Annotated in this window: 17 protein-coding genes; 10 read left to right on the forward strand and 7 right to left on the reverse strand. The window is 37.8% G+C overall.

What is annotated here, in order from left to right; translation table 11 throughout:
- Positions 1–353 precede the first annotated feature (353 nt).
- Entirely contained in the window at positions 354–1,196 is an 843-nt protein-coding gene (locus H4J61_RS09835) for an HDOD domain-containing protein (RefSeq protein ID WP_182184929.1), read from the forward strand.
- Positions 1,197–1,316: 120 nt separating this feature from the next.
- On the opposite strand, the gene rdgC is transcribed toward H4J61_RS09835, so the two are convergent.
- Together rdgC and H4J61_RS09845 are read right to left on the reverse strand one after the other, a co-directional pair.
- Positions 1,317–2,237, reverse strand: a complete 921-nt coding sequence (rdgC, locus tag H4J61_RS09840; protein ID WP_182136535.1) for a recombination-associated protein RdgC — start codon at positions 2,235–2,237, stop codon at positions 1,317–1,319.
- A 178-nt stretch (positions 2,238–2,415) separates the two neighbouring features.
- A complete protein-coding gene (locus tag H4J61_RS09845; RefSeq protein WP_182184930.1) occupies positions 2,416–4,167 on the reverse strand; it encodes a HAMP domain-containing sensor histidine kinase in 1,752 nt (583 codons plus the stop codon).
- Between the two features lie 344 nt (positions 4,168–4,511).
- On the opposite strand from H4J61_RS09845, the gene H4J61_RS09850 reads away from it, so the two are divergent.
- From H4J61_RS09850 to H4J61_RS09865, 4 genes are all read left to right on the forward strand, one after another.
- Positions 4,512–5,438: a porin gene (locus H4J61_RS09850; protein ID WP_182184931.1), complete on the forward strand. Its 927-nt coding sequence runs from the start codon at positions 4,512–4,514 to the stop codon at positions 5,436–5,438.
- Positions 5,439–5,660: 222 nt separating this feature from the next.
- Positions 5,661–6,362, forward strand: coding sequence for a phosphate regulon transcriptional regulator PhoB (gene phoB / locus H4J61_RS09855; RefSeq protein WP_182136532.1), 702 nt, complete (start codon positions 5,661–5,663; stop codon positions 6,360–6,362).
- A gap of 10 nt (positions 6,363–6,372) precedes the next feature.
- On the forward strand, positions 6,373–7,671 hold the full coding sequence (gene phoR / locus H4J61_RS09860; protein ID WP_182136531.1) for a phosphate regulon sensor histidine kinase PhoR: 1,299 nt from the start codon (positions 6,373–6,375) through the stop codon (positions 7,669–7,671).
- Positions 7,672–8,410: 739 nt separating this feature from the next.
- Entirely contained in the window at positions 8,411–9,370 is a 960-nt protein-coding gene (locus H4J61_RS09865) for a PstS family phosphate ABC transporter substrate-binding protein (protein ID WP_182136530.1), read from the forward strand.
- A 429-nt stretch (positions 9,371–9,799) separates the two neighbouring features.
- Here the strand turns inward: H4J61_RS09865 and H4J61_RS09870 are convergent, their stop codons facing one another.
- The 5 genes from H4J61_RS09870 to H4J61_RS09890 all read right to left on the reverse strand — a co-directional run bounded on the left by H4J61_RS09870 (position 9,800) and on the right by H4J61_RS09890 (position 15,047).
- Positions 9,800–10,297, reverse strand: a complete 498-nt coding sequence (locus H4J61_RS09870) for a glycine cleavage system protein R (RefSeq protein ID WP_182184932.1) — start codon at positions 10,295–10,297, stop codon at positions 9,800–9,802.
- A 41-nt stretch (positions 10,298–10,338) separates the two neighbouring features.
- Positions 10,339–10,698, reverse strand: a complete 360-nt coding sequence (locus tag H4J61_RS09875) for a PilZ domain-containing protein (protein WP_182184933.1) — start codon at positions 10,696–10,698, stop codon at positions 10,339–10,341.
- Between the two features lie 124 nt (positions 10,699–10,822).
- Positions 10,823–12,502, reverse strand: coding sequence for an energy-dependent translational throttle protein EttA (gene ettA, locus H4J61_RS09880; protein ID WP_182136527.1), 1,680 nt, complete (start codon positions 12,500–12,502; stop codon positions 10,823–10,825).
- Positions 12,503–12,666: 164 nt separating this feature from the next.
- Complete coding sequence (locus H4J61_RS09885; RefSeq protein WP_182184934.1) at positions 12,667–13,956, reverse strand: diguanylate cyclase; 1,290 nt, start codon at positions 13,954–13,956, stop codon at positions 12,667–12,669.
- Between the two features lie 656 nt (positions 13,957–14,612).
- Positions 14,613–15,047 (reverse strand): CBS domain-containing protein, encoded by a 435-nt coding sequence (locus tag H4J61_RS09890; protein ID WP_182136525.1) that lies wholly within the window; start codon positions 15,045–15,047, stop codon positions 14,613–14,615.
- Between the two features lie 330 nt (positions 15,048–15,377).
- Between H4J61_RS09890 and H4J61_RS09895 the strand changes: the two genes are divergently transcribed.
- From H4J61_RS09895 to H4J61_RS09915, 5 genes are all read left to right on the forward strand, one after another.
- Positions 15,378–17,504 (forward strand): ABC transporter permease subunit, encoded by a 2,127-nt coding sequence (locus H4J61_RS09895; RefSeq protein ID WP_182185207.1) that lies wholly within the window; start codon positions 15,378–15,380, stop codon positions 17,502–17,504.
- Between the two features lie 15 nt (positions 17,505–17,519).
- Positions 17,520–19,157 carry a phosphate ABC transporter permease PstA gene (gene pstA / locus H4J61_RS09900; RefSeq protein ID WP_182184935.1) on the forward strand — a complete coding sequence of 546 codons (1,638 nt, stop codon included), beginning with the start codon at positions 17,520–17,522 and terminating at the stop codon, positions 19,155–19,157.
- 89 nt (positions 19,158–19,246) lie between these two features.
- Positions 19,247–20,071 carry a phosphate ABC transporter ATP-binding protein PstB gene (gene pstB / locus H4J61_RS09905; protein ID WP_182136523.1) on the forward strand — a complete coding sequence of 275 codons (825 nt, stop codon included), beginning with the start codon at positions 19,247–19,249 and terminating at the stop codon, positions 20,069–20,071.
- Positions 20,072–20,102: 31 nt separating this feature from the next.
- A complete protein-coding gene (phoU, locus tag H4J61_RS09910; protein WP_182136522.1) occupies positions 20,103–20,807 on the forward strand; it encodes a phosphate signaling complex protein PhoU in 705 nt (234 codons plus the stop codon).
- Between the two features lie 206 nt (positions 20,808–21,013).
- Positions 21,014–21,694 (forward strand): TIGR00153 family protein, encoded by a 681-nt coding sequence (locus tag H4J61_RS09915; protein WP_182136521.1) that lies wholly within the window; start codon positions 21,014–21,016, stop codon positions 21,692–21,694.
- Positions 21,695–21,698: the final 4 nt, after the last annotated feature.

The raw sequence follows: 21,698 nt of genomic DNA on the forward strand, positions 1-21,698 counted from the left end.
AGTTAGGACGTATTAGAATTTATGATCAGATTATAATTAATAGTACAAATAATGATCAATATCAAGTTGCAGGTTAATCTGGCTATTCTCTACTTTTTCTGCTGAAATTATAATTTTTAGGTCTGTATTCCTGCAATCTTTGAATATAAAGAAAAAAAATTATAACTGTGCTTTTTATCGCCTTAATTGACTTAATATAAATATTAAGCAAAGCAATTTGTTGTTTATGTTGATATTTTTTGCATGATGATTAACGTGATAGATGTAAAAACTTTTAATAAATGCGCTTTTATCTACTTTAATAATATTACTTTGTGTTAAGTTTATGAATCTACAAATAGTAAGGAATGGTTATGGGCGCAGAAAGTGCACTTTATACGATACTTGTTGAGAAAATTAAACAGGATGCATTAGTTTTACCTCTCTTGCCTAAAATTGCATTGAACGTGAGGCAAGCTGCAGACGATGCAGATATTAGTTTAGGCAAGATGAGTGATATTATTAGCCACGATGCTGCATTATCTTTAGGTATGCTTAAAGTGGCAAATAGTGTTGTGTTTGGGCGAGAAATCAAAGTTGAGTCGGTTGCTCAAGCCGTTACTCGTATTGGCCTAAGAAAAATTAAAAGTATTGCTACAGGGATTGCTATAGAGCAAATGTTTGTCTCTAATAACCCCGTAATTTCCAAATATATGCAAAAGTCATGGGGTGAAACTGTTGATGTGGCTTCAGTTGCTATCGCCTTAATGACGTTATATTTAACAAAGCATAAACGTGCACCATTCACCTTAGATACGCTAACGCTGGCAGCCCTTATTCATAATATTGGTACTTTACCCATATTAACAGAAGCTGAAAATCATCCTGAGGTGTTTGCAAAGCCAGTATTTTTACAACAAGCGATTGCAAGGCTTTCTAATGAAATTGGTGCTGAGATAACCAAAGCTTGGGGTTTTTCTGAAGAGCTTACCGAGTTAGTAATGTCATGGAATGATTTATCTATTTTGTTAAAAGAGGTTCACTACCTTGATTTTATTCGAGCTGGTGCGGTTTATCATGAAATATTTACTAGTGAATCAACACGAGATATTTTACTTGAAAGCTTGGTGACTAAAGACATTTTACCGGAGGCCAAATTTATGGATTCGGAAGCGTTTAGTGAACTTTTGACACAAGTTCGCGCCATGTTTAATTAAGGCTAATTGGACTTATTATTTGCATCTAAGTCTTTATTTAATTGTTTATCAAGTTGTTAATGTAAAATGACAAAAAAGGCGCTAAGTAGCGCCTTTTTAACCCGCTATGTTAGCGATAAACTATGCTTCTAAATAATCACTAGCTTTAAGTGAAAACTCGGCTAACAAGTGATCTATAAAACGGTTTAGCTCACCGGTCATTAAGGCAAAGTCGGCATCGAGTTTCGCGACAACATCATCGCTATCAATATCGTCGTTTTGCTCTTGAATAACGTCATAGAATTTAAGACGTTTAACGGCTAAATCGTCACATAATATAAATGACAAGGACTCGTCCCACTCTAGCGCTACTTTGACAACATATTTATCAGCATCTAAATGTGCTTTGATTTCTTCACTGGTAAGATCTTGGTTTTTAACCCTAACCACTGCGCCGTCATCGCCTAAGGCATTGAATTCAGCTTCCATGCCTAATTGAAAGTTAGCGCCTAAGTTACTTTCGACTAACCATTCGGTCATAACTTCATCAGGGGCTTTTTCTGGTGACGGAGTTGTTACGGGCAATGTACCAAGTGATTTACGTAAAAGTGCTAAAAAGTCTTCGGCTTTACCACGACTACTGGTATCGATAACAATAATGTTATGCACAGCATTAATATAAGCACGAGTATCACTAAAGCGAGAAAATGCTCGTGGTAGTAATTCAAAAATAATATCTTCTTTAAACTGCTCTTTCTCTTTTTTAGTAGCGCCGCGTGATTGCTCTACTTCTAATTGCGCTACTTTTTGTTCGATCATGTCTTTAACAACAGGAGCGGGGAGAATTTTTTCTTCTTTGCGTGCACACAATAAATAATTACCGTTTACCGCGTGAACAGTTGAGTCGCCATGCTTGCCTAAGGCATTAACCCAACCAAAATGCGATTGTTCAGTTGAAGCACAGGGGGTAAATAAATGCTCAGATAATTGTTTCTCTAAATCTTCTTCAGAACAATCAAAAGGGCGGGTAAAGGCAAAAAAGTATAGGTTTTTAAACCACATTAAGATAATCCTAGGCCCGATAAAAGTGGGCGAATAATTGAAAAACGAGGGCACTATACCCGTTCTACTTCAAGCTAAAATATCTATCTTAAAGTTGATCGGGTATGTTGAGCGGGTATATTACCGTACTTGTTTGCATCACGCACGCCTTAGATTAATCTCATTAGGCAAGGAGCAGTTAGTGCATATTATCAAACTTGATATCATAACTTAGCCCTTGTTCAAGAGCTGAACTTGCACTAACGCTGCCATTTAAAGTGTCATTTACTAGGTTATTAACGATATAAGTGCCTAAGCCTGTGCCGCCTCTATTTCCAGCGGTAGTATAAAATGGATCAAAGAGGTGTGTTAATTGTTCGTCAGATAACCCGTGGCCATTGTCCTTATATGTTATATGTACATGTTCACCGTTGAGTTTTACCAATATGGTAATTACACCGCGTTCCATATCTTTAAAGCCATGCATGATTGAGTTGATGATGAGGTTGGTAAATATTTGAGAAATAGCGCCGGCATGGCAATAAACTTCAGCATCTTGTGGGCAATCTACTTTAATCGTGTGTTGGGTGTTTTTAAATTTAGGGTGCAATGAACGGATGATTTCATCAATATATTTGCCCAGATTGACTTGACGAATTTTTTCGCTTATTTGGTCAACCGCCACTTGTTTATAACTCGTGACCAATTCAGAAGCACGTTCGAGGTTGTTTAACACTAAATTAAGACCTTGCTCTGAATTCTTGGTAAAGTCATTAAGCACGCGTTTTGAGAGTTTATTGTCTTTTATGTCAGCTTTAAGCGCAGTGAGTAAATCTGCCAGATAAGATGTGGAGGTTATACTGACGCCTATTGGGGTATTAATTTCATGGGTCACTTCGGCTGACATACTACCCAGTACCGCCATTTTCTCTGCGTCAAGTAAGCGCTCTTGCGCTTTGTTTAATTGAATAATAGAATTTTTCAATTCGTGATTTGTTTCGAGCAAAGTTTTTTCTGTGGTGCTTCTGCGAGCATTTTCAGTTTGTAGATTTTTTTGCTGAGTTAACAATTCACGTTGCTGCATTTCCATTTTTAACATCGAGGTACTTAATGATGATGTTTTACGTGCTACCTCTTGTTCAAGTATCAGGTTTTGTTCATCAAGTTTGTTGTTAGCGGATATAATGTTGCTTTGGGCCAGCGCGAGTTCGTCTTTATACGCCACCAGCTCATCAATTAAATTATTATAGGCGTTTTGCAGAATGTTTAATTCGTTATTTTCATAGTTAGTTACGTGTAATTTAGAGGCTTCAGGGTCATCGATATCAAATTGATTAATTTGTTCGGTTAGTGCGTTAAGTGGGTTGGTCAAAAGGCTTGAAAAAGCTAAGGAAAATAACAATACCAGTGCGGCGGTTTTCACCATGGCATTACCAATAAGAAAATAAATACCGACCTGTATTCGGTTAAAAATGACCTCATTGCTGGATAATAAGGTCACTGAGCCAACTTTAGTGGTGCGACCTGAAAATTCAAAAATTAACGGAAAACCATGACCAAATAGTCCTTCGCTTTGGGAGCTAACATTAAAATACTCAGGGTTGTTAACGTCATCGCCAACTAACTCAATATAAAGCGTTTCTGCATCAGCTGTTAAGCCTAATTGGGCGATAATGAGATTGTTTTCATCAGTCACCGTGATGCCTTTAATCATGGGAATAGCAACTAAACCTTCTGCAATAGATATCGCTTGTTGGGTATTTAGTTCCCATACCGCTCGGGTTAAACTGCCACTAAAGGTTTTCTCTAGGGTGAGTAATTCATTGGCAATGTGATTTTTGGTATTGATGTATTCGGCACCAATTTGCACACAAGTAACAATAAATGTCAGAACAAAATATAATGACAATACTCGTGTAAGTAACTTTCGTGACAGGCTATTTGATTTCATTAAAGTTTTCTTTTGTTAGTGTTGCTTTATTTTGCTGTTTTAAAGTAGCTTAAGGTGATTATAAATTTAGCGACTTTAAGTAATAATTTGAGTTGTAAATAAACACTATGCTTTATTTATTTTTAATTTATTTTCAGCATAATTCATTCCACATCAAGGGAACACCATTAATTTACCGCAAAAGCACTATAAAAGCTTGAGGTAGTGGTGATTAACATTTAATACAAATTGTATTTTTTGGCATAATGGTGAAAAATTATTTCTTGATGTCACAATAATGTCATAAAGATTAGGCAAACTAAGCTCAATTATTTTTAGCCATACTAATTCTTAAAGGTATCAACATGAAACATACTTACAACAAAATCGCTGTCGTTTTATTGTCTTCTTTATCATTGTCGGCATTTGCAGCTGATGTTGAAGTTTACGGCAAAGCAAATCTTTCACTGCAATCTTCTGATGAAGGTGAAGGGTCATTTACAGAAGTAAAAAGTAATGCGTCACGTATTGGACTTAAAGGTACACATGATCTGGGTGAAGGCTTATCTGTTATCTATAAAGCAGAGTTTCAGGTTGACTTAGATGGTGATAGTGCAAAAGGCGATAGCATTACTGATCGTAACCAGTATGTTGGCTTAGCCGGCGGTTTTGGTGAGGTTTTATTGGGTAAAAATGACACTATGCTTAAGCAATCACAAGGCAAAGTTGATTTGTTTAGCGATTTAAATGGTGATATAAAAAGTTTATGGAAAGGTGAAAACCGCATGGCGGATACACTTTCTTATAAATCACCTAAATTTAGTGATTTTCAATTAGGTGTTACTTATATCGCTGAAGATGCGGTTGACGCAGAAGATGGTGTTTCTGTTGCCATATTTTACGGTGATGCAAAATTGAAAAAATCAGCTGTTTTTGCTTCTGTTGCTGTCGATTCTGACGTGAATGGTTACGACATTACCCGTGCAACTGTGCAGGGTAAAGTCTCTGGTGTTGTTTTAGGCGCCATAGTGCAAAGCCAAGAAAAAATAGATGGTAGCGGTGAAATGGATGGTTTCATGGTATCGGCTAAATATAAAATGGATAAAATAACCTTTAAAGGCCAATATCAAGCGGCTGACTTTAAAGACGGTGATGATAAATCTGGTATTACTCTCGGTGCAGATTATTCACTAGCTAAAAGCACTAAGCTATACACTTTTTACACCACTTTTGATATGGACAGTGGCGAAGACCAAGATTACTTAGCCGCGGGTATCGAATATAAGTTTTAACCATTGTAGTTGTTGATACATTAATGATTAAAAGCCGCTTTGTGCGGCTTTTTTCTTGCCTAATGGTTTGGTATCGATGATCATAACAACAATAACAAACAGATTAATGTTGCTTAGGGCTTAATAAATCAACCCAAGGATAATAATTCTATCGTTGTCATGAAACTGTCACAATAATTTATCACAATGTTTGCTATACGATTAGGCGATTAGGAAGGATACATGAGTAGACAGATTTTGGTTGTTGAAGACGAAGCCGCAATAAGAGAAATGATCATCTTTGTTTTGGAGCAAAATGGTTTTAATGCCATCGAGGCTGAAACGATAGAGCAAGCACAAGCTCAAATTAAAGAACCTTATCCTGACTTAATCTTACTGGATTGGATGTTACCAGGTGGCACAGGGGTAAAGTTAGCAAAATCATTAAAACAAAATGAGTATACCCGTACCATTCCAATTATTATGCTAACCGCTAGAGCAGACGAAGACGATAAAGTTAAAGGCTTTGAAGCCGGCATTGATGACTACGTAACTAAACCTTTCTCACCGAAAGAATTAATTGCTCGCATTAAAGCGGTTATTCGCCGCGTTGCGCCGACAGCGTTAGAAGAGACCATTGATTTTCACGGCATTACCTTAGACCCAGTCGCGCATCGAGTGTCAATAAATAATAAAAATCTAGACCTTGGCCCAACAGAGTTTCGTTTGTTACATTTTTTTCTAACCCATACTGAACGGGTTTATAGCCGAGAACAATTACTAGACAATGTATGGGGCACAAACGTTTATGTTGAAGATAGAACGGTTGATGTCCATATTCGACGTTTACGTAAAGCTATTTCTGGTGACGGCCATGAAGATTTTATTCAGACGGTACGAGGTTCAGGTTATCGCTTTTCGGGCAAAATTCAACCCTCAGGTTAATAACTAATTTATGTTTTTTCGCATTTCAGCTAGAACGCTTTTTACCCGTATTTTTGGCGTAATTATTGTCAGTGGTTTTGTTGGCTATTTGTTTGGCCAAACATTTCTTGCTGTCAGTATTGTCTCGCTATGCCTGCTTGCTTGGCATTATAATCATTTGTTTAAATTGATTCAGTGGCTGTGGCAAGGAAAATCAATAGCACCACCACAAGCTAATGGCATTTGGGGCAGAATATACGATGGTCTTTATCGCCGTATTCGCAAGCAGCGCTTAAAACAGAAGCAACTTAATGAACGTATTCGAAAGTTTCGTGATGGCGCTGAAGCCTTGCCTGATGCAGCGTTAGTGCTATCAAATGAACTGATCATTTTATGGGGTAATAAAAAAGCTTCAAAGTTTTTAGGGGTGCGTTGGCCCGAGGATATTGGTTTACGTATTGATAATTTGATTCGGTTTCCAGAGTTTTCTAAATACCTAGATGATGGCGATTATAATAGCCCTTGTTTAATTATTTCACCGATAAATAATGAGTTACAGCTTGAGCTGCGGATGATGGCTTACGGTAGTGATCAAATTTTATTATTAGCGCGTGATATCAGTAAAATACAAAGGTTAGAGGAAATGCGCCGTGATTTTGTTGCTAATGTATCCCATGAGCTAAAAACGCCTCTAACAGTTGTACGTGGTTATGTTGAAATGGTGCAAGCCAGTGAAACTGCGCTGGACCCACATTGGAAAAAAGCCTTTACCACGATAGAATCACAAGTGTCACGAATGGATAGGCTAGTTGAACAACTTTTAGTGCTATCACGAATCGAGCATAATGTTGACGCAGACAATCATCAAGAAGTTAATTTATCGCGCTTAGTCTTAACGATAATTGAAGAGGTGCAGTGGTTAAACCAAGATAAAAATCATATTATTAACAATGATATTGCGCCAAATATAAGTATTAATGGCAATGAACACGAATTAAAAAGCGCCTGCTTGAATTTAATTTCAAATGCCATTGCCTATACACCGCCTAATGGCATTATTGATATAAGACTTGGTAATGACGGTAATAAAATACGCTTTAGTGTGAAAGATAATGGCCCCGGTATTAAACCTGAGCATGTTAATCGTTTAACTGAACGATTTTTCCGTGTTGATAAGTCTAGATCACGTAATACGGGTGGCTCTGGACTCGGTTTGGCGATAGTTAAACATGTATTGAATCACCACCACGGTGAGCTTTCAATTGAAAGTGAGTGGCATCAAGGCAGCGAATTCATTATCTATTTCAGTCCTGAAATAGCGAATAAATAAGCTTGTTAATATGTCAGCCCGTATGACTAAATCTCATTGTTGGTTATTTTTCTATCTTAAGATTCAAATAACTTATCTAAGCTTAATAAAAGTCATTTGTAATTAATTTTACCTTCATTGTTTGTATAGTTTTGGCTAACAAATCTATCACTTAGCATTTATCACTTAGCAAGGCTAAAACGCTATATATTTTGTGTCTATACACTTGCTCAGCAAGTCAGTTTTAAACATAAAGCTCACTAGGGTTTTGGTATTTTGACGGTAAAATAAAATGTTTAACTTGGTACTCAAAAGCCCAGTCTTCTGCAAATAAACTTAAAACTTACAGCGATTTTTAAAAACTGATGGACTAAAGTCCACCCTACAAAGGGCTTGCAGGTGATAATGTAGCTTGGGTGATTGTTTTGCTGTTAACTGACAGCTATTTTTAAAACCTGATGGACTAAAGTCCACCCTACAAAGGGCTTGCCGGTGATAATCTATCCTTGGGTTATTGTTTTGCTGTTAACTGACAGCTATTTTTGAAACCTGATGGACTAAAGTCCAGCCTAAAAGGGCTTGTCGGTGATGATGTCACCTTGGGTTATTGTTTTGCTTTTAACTGAAAGCTGACCGCTATTGCTTTTCAACTGACAGCTTTTTTAGTTTGTCATACAAGTGTCACAAACTTTACTTATTATTGTCATATTCACTTTCTATAGTGTTGTTAAATTAATTATAGTTCTCATCGGAGAGTAACATGAGTTTAAAAAGTACATTAGGCGTTATTGGTTTATCAAGTCTTATCAGTTTTTCTGCATTTGCAGTTGAGAATGAGTTACCAATCTATAAAAAAGTCAGTGGTGTTTCAGGCAATGTTTCGTCTGTTGGATCAGATACCTTAGCTAATATGATGACATTTTGGGCGGAAGAGTTTAAACGCATATATCCTAATGTTAATGTGCAAATACAAGCGGCAGGTTCATCTACAGCGCCACCGGCATTAACGGAAGCAACATCTAATCTTGGCCCAATGAGCCGTAAGATGAAATCAAGTGAAATTGAAGCGTTTCAAAAGCGTTATGGTTACAAACCAACGGCTGTTCGAGTCGCTATTGATGCTTTAGCTGTGTTTGTTCACAAAGACAACCCGATAAAGGGTCTTCGCATAGATCAGGTTGATGCTATTTTTTCAAATAACCGTAAATGTGGCGCTTTCAAAGATGTTGAACGCTGGGGAGACTTAGGGCTAACAGGTGATTGGAGCGCTAAAGATATACAATTGTACGGTCGTAACTCAGTGTCAGGTACTTACGGTTACTTTAAAAAAGAAGCACTATGTAAAGGAGACTTTAAAAATAGTGTTAACGAACAGCCGGGCTCAGCATCGGTTGTACAATCGGTTTCTGCCTCATTAAACGGTATTGGTTATTCAGGCATTGGCTATAAAACCTCAGGCGTTCGCGCATTGCCATTGTCTAGAAAAGGTGAAAACTTTATTGAAGCTAATATGGAAAATGCAATTTCTAAAGAGTATCCATTATCACGCTTTTTATATGTTTACGTTAATAAGCACCCGATCAAACCTTTAGCACCTATGGAAGCTGAATTTTTGAAAATGGTCTTGTCAAAATCAGGCCAAGACATTGTAGAAAAAGATGGTTATATTCCATTACCTGCTTCAGTTGCTGCAAAAGAATTTAAAAAGTTAGGCTTATAAAAAACTAGCCTATAGCAGTTTAGCGCTTAGAAACTTAGCGCATAGAAGCTTAGCAAATAAAAAAGTCCGTAATCAGCAATGATTGCGGACTTTTTATGTTCAGGAAGAACAGTATGCTGCGATCACATGGATGTGAAAGAGCAGCTATGTTCAGGACGAACGATCATTTTTTCCCAGACAAAAACTAAGCACCAACCTCCATGTTGGCAATACTGCCATCACATTGCCATTCTTTGCCATCTTGGTCATTGCGCTATGTAATATGCTACGAACTTACCTTTATATAAGAACATAGCACCAGGGTATTAATAGAAGCTTTAAGTCGATATGAAAGAGTAATAATATTTTTATAAAATAATATAAAAACATATAAAACAGTATGAAAAACAAGCTAAGGCATTGCTAGCGTCTTGGGCAATAGTTAGTTTTTTAGCGAGAAATATCTACCATCAAGTCATCGGCGAGGTTTTCAAGCGCATCAATCATAGAGTCGATAGCTTTTGTATTAGTCGAAATAGTAACTTTTGCTTTGAATAATTCATGGCCGGCATGTGGTGCGCTTTCTTGTGTACTCACCAGTTTAAGTAAATTACCACCATGATGATGAATAGTAGAAGATATTTCTTGAATTATGCCCGCTCTATCGTTTGCCGTTAGTTCTAAAACAAGCAAGGTTTCAGGTACTGAGTCATTAGGTTGCACATGTTCTATTTGCATTTTAAAGCCGGTTAAGGCCGCGAGTTCACTCGATAATGCTGCTGAGCTTTCAGGGGCAACGGCAATGTCGATCACGCCAGCAAAAACGCCTGATATCTGATGTAAACTAGACTCTTGCCAATTGGCTTTATGCTGACTGATAAGGTCAGATAATACTTTGACTATGCCAGGGCGATCTGCGGTGATGAAAGATATAATAAGATGATTCATAATAAATCCTTTGAAAATTTAGTTGAAGTTGCGCGTATTAATTAAGGTCGAGTTAGCTGCGACAGTTCTTTATGAAATTGCTTATCGTCTGCAAGGTTCAGTTCAATTAAGCGCCGTAATAAACTCACACTGTCAATATCAATACCATTGCATTGCAGTCCAATTTTATTGCTTTCTTGATGAGCAACGGTGACTTTCATTATGATTTTAGCGCCAAAGTCATCTAATTTAAGTGATAGTAAACCCAATTTTTTTTCAAGGAATAGGCCTTTAGTATCAGCAAAAAGTAAAACGCCTTTTAATGATATATCATGAATATTGACATTAAATACTTGCTGCTCTATTGCTAATTCTGCTGGTATAGAAAAAATAATTCGTGTAAATTGGCGTCTATTTTGCATTGATTTTCATTATCAAAATGAGTTTAATTATCAAAAAGTGATTTACTCAGCATAGCCCGATTTTAATAAAAAGGCACCTTAATTAATTTATTAAGGTGCCTTTTACTTGTTGTTAACTAGTTAGTTAACCTATTTTTTTATATTTTATTCTATGTGGTTCAGCTGCTGCTGGACCATAAGTTTTCTTCAACCATTCTTCGTATTCTGTATAATTTCCTTCATAGAAGTTGATGTTGCCTTCATCACGGTAATCTAAAATATGGGTGGCGATGCGGTCAAGGAACCAACGGTCATGGGAAATAACCATGGCACAGCCTGGAAATTCTAACAGCGCTTCTTCAAGTGCACGCAAGGTTTCAACGTCTAGATCGTTGGTGGGTTCATCGAGCAGTAATACGTTACCACCTGTTTGCACTAATTTGGCTAAATGAACACGGTTACGCTCACCACCAGATAAGTCACCAATGATCTTTTGTTGATCATTACCTTTAAAGTTAAAGCGGCTAACGTAAGCACGACTTGGAATTTCAAAACTACCAATTTGTAAAATTTCATGGCCTTGAGATATTTCTTGGTATACGGTTTTACTGTTGTCCATGTCATCGCGAAACTGATCAACACTAGCAAGCTTAACGGTATCACCGAGTTCTACATGTCCAGAGTCTGGCTGTTCAGCACCTGACATTATTTTAAATAAGGTTGATTTACCAGCACCGTTTGGTCCGATAATACCGACAATAGCCCCTTTAGGTACGCTAAAGCTTAAGTTATCAATCAGTACTCTATCCCCAAAAGATTTGGTTAAGTTATTAACATCTAATACTTTATCGCCTAAACGAGGCCCTGGTGGGATGTACAGCTCGTTTGTTTCATTACGCTTTTGATGATCTTGGCTATTAAGCTCTTCAAAGCGAGCCATACGGGCTTTGCTTTTTGACTGACGCGCTTTTGGATTTGAGCGTACCCATTCAAGTTCTTGTTTAATGGTTCTTTGCAAGGCACTTTCAGTTTTACTTTCTTGTTCTAAACGGGTGTTTTTCTGCTCTAACCATGAAGAATAGTTGCCTTCATAAGGAATACCATATCCTCTATCAAGCTCAAGGATCCAACCAGCGACATTATCTAAGAAATATCTATCATGCGTAATAGCAACGACGGTACCAGGATAGTCATGTAAAAATCGCTCTAACCAGGCAACAGATTCAGCATCTAAATGGTTGGTGGGCTCATCAAGTAGCAACATATCAGGTTTTTGTAATAACAAACGACAAAGTGCAACACGACGACGTTCACCACCACTAAGTACACCAATTTTTTGTTCCCACTCAGGTAAACGTAAAGCATCAGCGGCGCGCTCTAAGACGTTGTCGATATTGTGGCCGTCTTGGCTATTGATAATATCTTCTAATTGCCCTTGCTCCTTCGCTAAAGCGTCAAAGTCGGCATCGGGCTCTGCGTAGTCTGAATAGACTTGGTCTAATCGTGCTATAGCATTTTTTACTTCAGAAACGGCTTCTTCAACAATTTCACGGACAGTTTTTTCTTCGTCTAATATTGGCTCTTGTGGCAAATAACCTATGTTAGTACCTGGAAGTGCTTTTGATTCACCTTCAAATTCGGTATCAAGACCGGCCATAATACGCAGTAAGGTAGATTTACCTGAGCCATTGAGACCTAGCACACCAATTTTTGCACCAGGAAAGAAAGAAAGTGAGATGTCTTTTAAAATTGTGCGTTTAGGTGGAACTACCTTGGAAACGCGGTTCATCGACATGATGAATTTATCGGGTAATGGTTGTGCCATGAAAAACCTTTTTTAGACAGTGTGAGTAATGTCGCTATTCTAGGTTAATAGTGACCTTGTTGGCAATGAGGTTTTATGGGCTTGATGTCGTTAAGCTAAAAGCTATCTGTGTTTGGCATCGCAAATTTATCGCTTGGGTTTGAATGCGCTTAAGGCTTTGATGATTAGTCGATTAAATATACGTGATTCCTCCCCTGAGACTTAGCTTGATATAAAGCACTGTCAGAGCGGGCATAGAGATCTTGAAAGCAATTGTCGCTGGCTTTTAGCACCGAAACCCCCAAACTAATTTTTATTGATAGCATAATGTTTTTGTTAATAAGTATTGGTTTTTTATCTAATAAGTCGCGTAATCTTTCTGCGGCTTGCAAGCTTTGAGACAGGCTAATGTTGGGTAGTAATATTGAAAACTCTTCTCCGCCTATTCGGGCAAAAATATCTTCGGCTCTGATAGTGGGAGTAATGAGTTGCGCAATTTTGATTAACACTTGATCGCCAACAGGGTGGCCATATTGATCGTTAACAGTCTTAAAGTGGTCAACATCTAACGAGATAACAGCCAGTGCTTGTTGGTGTCTTTTCGCCCGGTTGAACTCTCGATTAGCATTATCAAAAAAATAACGACGGTTGTAGATACTGGTCAATACATCGGTATTAGCCAGTTGTTCAAATTTTTCTTTCAGTTGATATAGTTCAGTGACATTGGTGGAAAAGGCTATCATAGTTCTCATATCACCTCTTAATTGGAAAGGTACTTTGGTGCTGAGGTAATGTTGCGTTTTTTTGTCAGGTGACTCTACTGTTTCGTTGATCACTACTTTTTCGTTGCCCTCAAATGCGAGTTTGTCAGTTTGCCAAAAGTGATCAGCATAGCTCGGCGAAACAACATCGGTATCAAGTTTACCAATAATTTCTTCTGCAGGCAGACCAATCAGTTCGGCTACGCGCCTATTAACATATCGGTAGCGGCGTTTAGCGTCTTTCATGTAAATGTAGGCATCAATATTATTTAAAATAACGTCGAATAAATGCTTTTGATCCTGATTATCCTCTTCTAGTAATTTTTGCATGGTAATATCTGTCGATATCCCTGAAAGACCAATAATTTCGCCCATCTCATTGAATATAGGATTTTTAATGGTTTTATAGGTGTGCACTTTGCCGGTAGATTTAATCAGATTACTTTCTTCAAAAGCTAACGAAACTTTACCAAAAATAACCTTACGATCGTTTTTAAGCAATTCATCAAGCACATTTAAATCAAAAAAGTGGCTATCATCTTTACCTATAATATCTTGAACAGAGGTTTGAAATAACGCGGCAACATCGGCATTAACATAGGTGTATTTACCGGCTAAATTTTTGCAATAAACATAGGAGCCAATATTATCCAGCACACTAGTCATTTCATGCACTTGTTGCAATAAAGCAGCTATATTTTTTTTATAGGCCATACGTACATCCCATCTCATCCCTGTTATTTGGCTTAATACCAGTATATCTCTCTGAGACTTAACCTAGCAGTTTTTATAACAATCAGTAACATTTTTATGAAAAGATATTTACAAGTAAGTACTCAAAATAGGCATTTAATATCTGCTTTAGGGCGTTAGATTAAATATCTTCAGCTGTATAGTATTGAAATATAGATTGAAATATAAATTAAATTTCACTCGTTTATACACTGTGATGGTTTTTTATGTATTTTTTTAGTCTGTATTTAAGCGACTAAATTAAAACAGCTAACTCATTTTATTAATAACGTCTTATTAAAGGTAATTTATTAAGCGCCATTTATTAAGCATGATTTGCTACACACGATTGAATGCAACTAACGCTAAACAGGCATTAGGTAAGTATTTAGCGCAGAAAACCATTGAGTTGGCAGAGCAGAAAAGTGATGTTTTCTGCAGCAATGGTTTTCTGCACTAATGAGAAGGAGTGTTATCTAAGCGCTATGATGAGCAGCCAGCATTTGAGAGCTTTGCTGAAAAACCTCCGGCATAAGTTAAACACAAAGCGGGCTGTTCGATGTTATCTGCTAGCTGTTAAGTTTCTATCGCGGTTTTACTGTTTATTACACTAGGGCGATTAATAAAGTTGGGTATTATTACTTACCGTTGTCTTGATTTTTGCGACGATATTGCACCGCAATGACCTTGATGATATCGCGCCAAGTAATAACACCAATAGCACATTTATTTTCATCAACAATAGGCAGGCAAGATATTTTATGATCATGAAATAGCAATACTGCTTCAGATAAGCTGACATCTTCTGTTGCGGTGATCAGTTCACGAGCCATGATTAAATGCACTTTTTTATTCAATATAAAACTATCTTGCGGGGTTTGTTTACGCGTACCTATAGTGGGGCTTAAGTTTTTCCATAAATCACGGTCGGTAATAATGCCTGTTAAGGTGGTTTTATCTTTGATCAAAATATGATGAATATTATGTTGATCAAACAAGTTTTTAGCACTCTCTAAGCTGTCATCTAACTCTAACGTTATTAAATTACGTTGCATTATTTTATTAATATTCATGTTGTTATTTTTCCTTCTGCCCAATGCGCGGTTATTTTAATAGGTTTGGTTATTTCATTGATAACATTTAATAAGTCATAACATAACTAAAAACTAGCAAGTTGTCGCTGTTATTTTTAATGGCGGTGTGAGATAAAAAACACCTTGTCACAAAACTGTCATGTTGCTGTCTTACAATAGCCGCAGTTAAAAAATTATCATAGTTGAAGGTGTTTTTAAGTGGCCATTGCTTCTAAATCAGCAAACTATCGCAAAGTGAAAAATTCATTAGCAAAATGGATAATTACCTTAGGCGGTATCAGTGTTTTATTTACGCTAGTATTAATATTCATGTATTTACTCTACGTAATTAAACCTATCTTTGAATCTGCAAAAGTTGATGTAACCGCAAAATTTGTTATCAACGAAGAATATAAAGTGCTAGCAACAGGCGTTGATGAATTAAAAGAAGTCGCCTATAGCATTACTGAACAAGGCAAGATTAACTTTTATCAATTAGTTGATGGTGACGGGCATAAAGCCGGTGACAAAATACTTTCTCAACCATTGGTTGCTGATGGCGAAAGCCTAGCGCAGCTGATTAATGTGGGGCAAAAGCAAAAGCTATTAATTGACAGTGCTGGCAATGTTCAGCTTATTGTCCCCAGTTTTACGGCTAATTTTACCAGTGGTAAAAGGGTCATTATTCCTAGTATTCGTTATCCGTTAGGTAAAGAATATTTACCTATTGATGAAAATAATGCAGCAATTACCAAGCTGTCATTTGCTATGGATGATGAAAAAGCAATTTTCGTTGCTTTTACTCAAGATAATCGCCTGATTAAAACTACGTTGTTAGCTGAAGATGACTTTAATTACGACACGGCGTATGAAGTGCAATATCAAGAAATTGATTATGAGGCAAAGCAGGTTAATGATATTTTGGTATCGTCAGGTTTGTCTATGGCGTTTGTTCGCCAAAATGATCAAGTCGCTGTGTTTTCATTAGATTATGAACCCGAGCTAAAAGCGACCATTATTCCGCAACTGGCACAAAATAAATCAACACCTAATCATATTACCAGTATGGCCTTATTATCAGGTGGTAGCTCAATTTTATTAGGCGATGACAATGGTTCAGTCAGTCAATGGTTCGAAGTTTCCACAGATGAAGGGCGTGAATTTAAAGAAATTCGTCGTTTCAAAGTGAGTGACAATGAACCGATAACCGCCATATATACCGAGCAATATCGTAAAAGTTTTTATACCGAAACACCGTCAGGTGAAATGGGCATGTTTTATACCACCAGCGAAGCAGATTTATGGCGTGGTAATTTACACCAAGGTAATGCTCAAGCGCTTTCTATTGCCCCTCGTGCCGATGGTTTAGTGGTATTTTCGAACAAAGAATTGGCTATTTTCTCTGTCAAAAATGAGCACCCAGAAGTTACTTGGCAAGCACTTTGGCAAGAAGTTTGGTATGAAAGTTATCCTGAACCTGAGTTTATTTGGCAATCTACTTCTGGCTCTGATGATTTTGAAGCAAAATTTTCTTTGGTGCCTATTTCGTTTGGTACCATTAAAGCCGCATCATACGCTATGATGTTTGCCGTACCTATTGCCTTAACTGCCGCCATTTATACGGCTTACTTTATGACGCCTGGTATGCGCAGAAAAGTTAAACCGACCATTGAGATGATGGAAGCCTTGCCAACCGTTATTTTAGGTTTCTTGGCTGGACTTTGGTTAGCCCCTATTATTGAAATTTACTTACCGGCTATCTGCTTATTGCTGGTTTTTATTCCATCCTCAGTGTTTATTACCGCTTTCTCATGGCACAAATTACCTCGAAAATACAAAACACTTATTCCTGAAACATGGGCACCTATTATTTTAATACCGGCTATTTTACTGGCGTCTTATGCGGCATTCGCCTTATCTCCTGTGCTTGAATTACACTTGTTTGGTGGTGATGTTCGACAATATATTACTAATGATTTAGGCATTAGTTTTGACCAACGAAATGCTTTAGTTGTGGGTATTGCCATGGGATTTGCGGTTATTCCTACGATATTCTCTATGGCTGAAGATGCTATTTTCAGTGTCCCTAGGCATTTAACCAGTGGTTCTTTGGCATTAGGCGCCACTCAATGGCAAACCTTAATTAAAGTGGTGTTACTGACCGCCAGCCCAGGCATATTTTCTGCCGTTATGATGGGACTTGGCCGTGCGGTGGGAGAAACCATGATTGTGTTAATGGCAACCGGTAATACCCCGATTCTTGATTGGAGTATTTTCCAAGGCATGAGAACACTTGCAGCAAATATTGCGGTTGAAATGCCAGAATCGGAAGTGGGTAGTTCTCATTATCGTATTCTGTTCTTGGCCGCATTTGTTTTATTTGTATTTACCTTTGTAGTCAATACGCTAGCTGAATTTGTACGTCAGCGTTTGCGTGAAAAATATAGCTCATTGTAAGGAAGGCGACATAGCATGAATAATTGGTTTAAGTCTGGCTCTCCTTGGGTGTGGTTGTCAGCAGGTGGTGTTAGCATCAGCCTGATATCGGTTTTAGGTTTACTGGGGTTAATCGCCTGGCGCGGTTTAAGTTATTTTTGGCCAGCAGATATTTATCAGTTTGAAATGACTGATGAGCAAGGTAAAAATTTAACGGTTATTGGTGAAATTTACGAAAGAGAGAGTATACCTGCATCACAGTTGGTACATCTAAATCTCAATATTGACGAGTCAGCTGAAACTATTGAGCGACTATTAATTAAAACCGGTAATCGTGAATTAGTCAGTTTAGACTTTCGCTGGATTTTAGTACCGCAAATTAATAACACCTCTTTACCTGAAGAGTTAGTGGTTATTGAGCGTCGCACTAATGGTAATTTCTATGGCTTTATCGAGGAAGTTATTCTAGATGGTCAGGTGGTAGAGCAAAATGAAATGTTACAGCTCGTTGAGCGAGTTAGTGACTTTCAAGCTGAAATGGAAGACTTACAAAAGTCTGATATTGGCGCCATTAACTATCAAATAGAACGCACGCGCTTAGAAGAGCGCAAGCATATACTTGATGACACGCTTACTGCGCAATTGCAGCAAGAGTTTAAAGATAAAGTTGCAGGCTTAAAGGCTGAATATAGTGTGCTAGAAGAGCAGTTGATGGCTTTACGTGAGAAAATCTCCCGTGACCAAATTGTTGTGCGCGCTATGGATGGACAAAAAGTTACCATTAATTTTGAAGATGTATTACAGGTTACCTTTAATAATAAACTCAACGTATTTGAAAAGCTGAAAATGTTTTTTAGTCAAATTGGGGCATTTGTTAGCGAAGATCCGCGTGAGGCGAACACAGAAGGTGGTGTATTTCCTGCGATATTCGGTACGGTATTAATGGTGCTGTTAATGACAGTGATTGTTTCGCCATTGGGTGTTGTTGCCGCCATTTATTTGCATGAATACGCCGGTAACAATGCGCTCACAAAACTACTACGCATTGCCGTCATTAACCTTGCAGGTGTACCCTCTATTGTTTATGGGGTATTTGGTTTAGGTTTCTTTGTCTATATGGTGGGGGGTAGCTTAGACGATTTGTTTTATGCTGAAACACTGCCTAGCCCGACCTTTGGTACGCCAGGCGTGATGTGGTCAGCGCTTACCTTGGCTATTTTAACCTTACCTGTAGTTATTGTTTCAACTGAGGAAGGCTTATCGCGTATTCCTTCTGCTATGCGACACGGTAGCTTAGCTTTAGGCGCCACTAAAGCTGAAACCTTATGGCGTATTATTTTACCTATTGCGAGTCCGGCGATTATGACCGGCATTATTTTAGCCATAGCACGTGCGGCAGGTGAAGTTGCGCCACTGATGTTAGTTGGTGTGGTGAAAATGGCGCCAAACTTACCCCTGGATGGTAACTTCCCGTTTTTACATTTAGACCGTAAATTTATGCACTTAGGTTTTCACATTTATGACGTTGGCTTTCAAAGCCCCAATGTTGAAGCGGCCAGACCTTTGGTTTATGCCACGGCATTATTATTAGTGAGTATTATTGTTGCTTTGAATATAACTGCGGTCTCTATTCGTAATCGCTTGCGGGAAAAATATCGTATGTTAGATCAATAAGCTCAGACGATAAAACCAAGCAATTTAAAAAATTAAAAGATGCACGGGAAGTAATTCCTATCTATTGAACAAGATTTAAAGAGAATACTATGATTTCTGTTACCCCAAAAAAATTATCAGAACACAGGGTTAAGCTAGATCTTAATAACCTGTCGCCAGAGCAAGTAGCGTTAGAAATTAAGAACCTAGACTTATATTATGGTAACAAGCAAGCATTGCAAAATATTTCAATGTCGATTCCTAAGGGGCAAGTCACTGCTTTTATCGGACCCAGTGGTTGTGGCAAGTCAACCTTGTTGCGTTGCATAAACCGGATGAATGATTTAGTCGATATTTGTAAGATAACAGGTGAAATAAACCTTAATGGTGAGAATATTTACGATCGCCATACCGATGTGGCGGCTTTGCGTCGTAAAGTAGGTATGGTATTTCAACGGCCAAACCCTTTCCCTAAATCTATCTATGAAAATGTTGTTTATGGTTTGCGTATCACCGGGGTCAACAACCGCCGTGTGCTAGACGAAGCGGTAGAAAAAGCCTTGCGTAGTGCGGCGTTGTGGAATGAGGTTAAAGATAGGTTGCATGAGAGTGCTTTGGGGCTTTCGGGTGGTCAGCAACAACGTCTAGTGATTGCGCGCGCTATTGCTATTGAACCTGAAGTGTTATTATTAGATGAACCAACATCAGCTTTGGATCCTATTTCAACTTTAACCATTGAAGAATTGATCAATGATTTAAAGAAACAGTTTACTGTGGTAATTGTTACCCATAATATGCAACAAGCGGCGCGTGTGTCAGATCAAACTGCCTTTATGTATATGGGTGACCTTATTGAGTATAGTGACACCAATACCTTGTTTACGACGCCAGCAAAGAAGAAAACAGAAGATTATATTACTGGCCGTTACGGTTAAATAAAATTGACGATAAACAGAGGGTTATACCGTGGATAATTTAAATATTGGTCGTCATATTTCTGGCCAGTTTAACGAAGACTTAGAACGTATTATGAATCATGTTATGCATATGGGTGGCTTGGTTGAAAAACAGCTAGCTGATGCACTAACATCGGTTTGTGATGCGGATGAAGCGCTAGCGAAAAAAGTGCTCAACAACGACTATTTGATTAATAACGCCGAAGTGACTATTGATGATGAGTGTACGCGTATCATTGCCAAGCGTCAGCCAGCAGCAGGTGACTTACGTCTAGTGATGGCAATTGTAAAAACCATTACTGATTTAGAGCGTATTGGCGATGAAGCAGGTAAAATTGCTAATGTCACCTTAGAAAGCTTATCAGGTAAGCATAAAGACCTATTATCGAATTTGGATAATTTGGGTCGTCATGTATTAACCTTTTTACAAGCCACTTTGGATGCGTTTACTCGCATGGATGTTGAAGCAGCGATTAAAGTACATAAAAACGATGATAAAATTGATCGTGAATATGAAGCCTTAATGCGCCAACTTATGACTTATATGATGGAAGACCCACGTTCAATTCCACAAGTGATGAGTGTTATTTGGTCAGCCCGAGCGTTAGAGCGTATTGGTGATCGTTGTCAAAATATTTGTGAATACATTATTTATTTTGTCAAAGGTAAATCGGTGCGTCATACCACACCTGAAGACTTCGAGTCTTTATCTTAAATCATTAACTTAAATTAATGTATTTAGTTATAGACATTATTGGCTATTGTATGGCTAATAATGTCTATACTTTTAATGGCACAGATAATCAACAATCATGCTATAAACAGCCACTGTCTTGTGATAAAACCTTTGAATTCACTTTCAAATGCTTTAATATCCGCGTCGAATAAAAAACAAAGAGCTTAAGCTCCTGGAAATTAATTATGGCCAGAAACTCGATAATTGGCATATTTGCAAAGTCGCCAATTAAACCCTTAGAAAAACATATTCGAATAGTACATAAGTGTTGTAGTCAGCTTGTGCCTTTTTTCGCGGCAGTGACCGAAGAAGATTGGAGTAGTGCGGGAAAAATTCGTAAGAAAATTTCTAAATTGGAATGTGATGCTGACGATTTAAAACGTCAAATTCGCTTAGAACTTCCAGGCGGTTTATTTATGCCCGTCGATCGTGCTGATTTACTAGAGTTATTATCTCAACAAGACAAAATTGCCAATCGCGCAAAGGATATTGCCGGACGTATCTTTGGCCGAAAATTAACCATTCCTACCGAATTACAAGCGCAGTTTATTGCTTATGTAGCGCGTAGTATCGACGCAGCTGAAAAAGCCGCAGATGCAATAAATGAACTGGATGACTTATTAGAAACTGGATTTCGTGGTCGCGAAGTTGATTTGGTCACTAAAATGATCAGTCAACTTGATGAAATTGAAGATGAAACAGATGGTATGCAAATTAAATTACGTAAAGATTTACTAAATATTGAAAAAGATTTAAATTGCATAGATGTGATGTTTTTATATCAAATCATTGATTGGGTTGGCGACTTAGCTGATCTTGCCGAACGTGTTGGCGCACGTTTAGAAATTCTTTTAGCTAGAAAATAAGGCT

This window comes from Colwellia sp. MB3u-4 (assembly GCF_014077065.1).
Lineage (GTDB): Bacteria > Pseudomonadota > Gammaproteobacteria > Enterobacterales > Alteromonadaceae > Cognaticolwellia.

Coding starts and splice junctions, on each gene's coding strand:
- H4J61_RS09835 (WP_182184929.1), top strand. CDS start 354: ATGGGCGCAGAAAGTGCACTTTATACGATACTTGTTGAGAAAATTAAA.
- rdgC (WP_182136535.1), bottom strand. CDS start 2,237: ATGTGGTTTAAAAACCTATACTTTTTTGCCTTTACCCGCCCTTTTGAT.
- H4J61_RS09845 (WP_182184930.1), bottom strand. CDS start 4,167: ATGAAATCAAATAGCCTGTCACGAAAGTTACTTACACGAGTATTGTCA.
- H4J61_RS09850 (WP_182184931.1), top strand. CDS start 4,512: ATGAAACATACTTACAACAAAATCGCTGTCGTTTTATTGTCTTCTTTA.
- phoB (WP_182136532.1), top strand. CDS start 5,661: ATGAGTAGACAGATTTTGGTTGTTGAAGACGAAGCCGCAATAAGAGAA.
- phoR (WP_182136531.1), top strand. CDS start 6,373: ATGTTTTTTCGCATTTCAGCTAGAACGCTTTTTACCCGTATTTTTGGC.
- H4J61_RS09865 (WP_182136530.1), top strand. CDS start 8,411: ATGAGTTTAAAAAGTACATTAGGCGTTATTGGTTTATCAAGTCTTATC.
- H4J61_RS09870 (WP_182184932.1), bottom strand. CDS start 10,297: ATGAATCATCTTATTATATCTTTCATCACCGCAGATCGCCCTGGCATA.
- H4J61_RS09875 (WP_182184933.1), bottom strand. CDS start 10,698: ATGCAAAATAGACGCCAATTTACACGAATTATTTTTTCTATACCAGCA.
- ettA (WP_182136527.1), bottom strand. CDS start 12,502: ATGGCACAACCATTACCCGATAAATTCATCATGTCGATGAACCGCGTT.
- H4J61_RS09885 (WP_182184934.1), bottom strand. CDS start 13,956: ATGGCCTATAAAAAAAATATAGCTGCTTTATTGCAACAAGTGCATGAA.
- H4J61_RS09890 (WP_182136525.1), bottom strand. CDS start 15,047: ATGAATATTAATAAAATAATGCAACGTAATTTAATAACGTTAGAGTTA.
- H4J61_RS09895 (WP_182185207.1), top strand. CDS start 15,378: ATGTATTTACTCTACGTAATTAAACCTATCTTTGAATCTGCAAAAGTT.
- pstA (WP_182184935.1), top strand. CDS start 17,520: ATGAATAATTGGTTTAAGTCTGGCTCTCCTTGGGTGTGGTTGTCAGCA.
- pstB (WP_182136523.1), top strand. CDS start 19,247: ATGATTTCTGTTACCCCAAAAAAATTATCAGAACACAGGGTTAAGCTA.
- H4J61_RS09915 (WP_182136521.1), top strand. CDS start 21,014: ATGGCCAGAAACTCGATAATTGGCATATTTGCAAAGTCGCCAATTAAA.